A 1,461-nucleotide genomic window follows, 5' to 3' on the forward strand; every position below is an offset into this window, starting at 1 on the left:
ATTTGAACCGCCATTTGATTGTCAAAAATGAAATCTTCACTAAAATTATTGAAATTTACTTTTTGAAGTACCTCAATGCTATAAGCCCTGAAACCCGTATGGTATTCGCTTAATTTTTGATTGATGAGGATGTTTTGAACTAACGTTAATATTCTATTAGCAACATATTTATAAATTGGCATACCACCTTTTAAAGCGCCTTTGCCTAAAATTCTGCTAGCAAAAACTACTGGATAAACCCCGTTGGCAATCATACTGCACATGGCTGTAATTAACTTTGGTGTGTATTGGTAATCGGGATGCAGCATTACAACTATATCAGCTTTTAATTCTAGCGCTTTGTTGTAGCAGGTTTTTTGATTGCCTCCATAACCTCTGTTTTTATCGTGTTGGATGATGTGGCTAATATTGAGTTTTTTAGCGATTTCAATTGTGTTATCCAAACTTGAATCGTCAACTAAAATAACTTCGTCAACTATTTCAAAAGGGATTTCACTATAGGTTTGTTCTAAAGTTTTTTCGGCATTGAATGCCGGTAGCACTACTATTATTTTTTTGTTGTTTAGCATCTTATTGTATTGAAACTATTCTAGATATCCAATATAAACCCAATCGCCCCACTTATTTTCGCAAGTATTTTTTTCAATTTTCATTACCTCTTGCAAGTATTCTTTTATGGGAAAAAAATTTATATGCATATCCAAGGTATAGTAATAATAACGTTGACAAGGGACAACGATAATTAGTTGCTTTTTTGCTACTCGTTTAAGTTCAGAGATTGCCGCAGGAAGATCTTTCAAATGTTCAAGTAGGTGATGACAGGTAACAATGTCAAAAGATTTGTCTGCAAAAGGAAGTTTTTCGATTCTTCCTTGCACATAATTGGCTGTTGTTAAAGCTACCGAATCGTGCATATCAAAGCCTGTAAGGTTTAAGTTTGTAATTTCACTCAATTTGTTTAACCAATATCCTCTACCACAACCAACATCTAACAAATTAGTAGCTTCGGAAGAAATATTTTTAAGCATATAATTAATACTGAGCTGATTTAGATCTGTAGGTCTATCGGTTCCCATACAATCCAGTTGTCTGTAGGCTTCTGCATATTCCTGATCGTTCATTAAATATACAAGCTGCTTAAACTCCATGTATAGCTTAATTTTTTTTCCTTTAAAAAAGATGAAAAAAAAAGGATACATAAACCATTTACTATCCCGTAGAATAGGTGGTACAAATTCATCAATAATATATCGAATGCTATTGGTTATAGTCCTGTTCATTTTGTTTTAATGTCTTTAATTTTTCTTATGCTAAGTATTATAATACCTATTAAAACGGATAGTATTGAAATAGCAAATCCTATACTTTTATATGGAGGAAAAAATGACATTTCGACTTTATGATTTCCCTTATTAAGATACACTGCTGTTAGTCCGTGAAAAACTTTATATTTAATCGTTT

Annotated in this window: 3 protein-coding genes; all 3 read right to left on the minus strand. The window is 32.1% G+C overall.

All coding sequences use genetic code 11. The features are described from left to right. Positions 1-569: glycosyltransferase family 2 protein (locus L1S34_RS14735; protein WP_236364848.1), on the minus strand; the 569-nt coding region annotated here is incomplete at its 3' end. A gap of 15 nt (positions 570-584) precedes the next feature. Then, positions 585-1,280, minus strand: a complete 696-nt coding sequence (locus L1S34_RS14740) for a class I SAM-dependent methyltransferase (RefSeq protein ID WP_236364850.1) — start codon at positions 1,278-1,280, stop codon at positions 585-587. Further along, on the minus strand, positions 1,277-1,461 hold a 185-nt coding region (locus L1S34_RS14745), incomplete at its 5' end, for a hypothetical protein (protein WP_236364852.1). The genes L1S34_RS14745 and L1S34_RS14740, both read right to left, overlap by 4 nt.

It is taken from the genome of Flavobacterium sp. K77, from assembly GCF_021608205.1.
Taxonomy (GTDB): domain Bacteria; phylum Bacteroidota; class Bacteroidia; order Flavobacteriales; family Flavobacteriaceae; genus Flavobacterium; species Flavobacterium turcicum.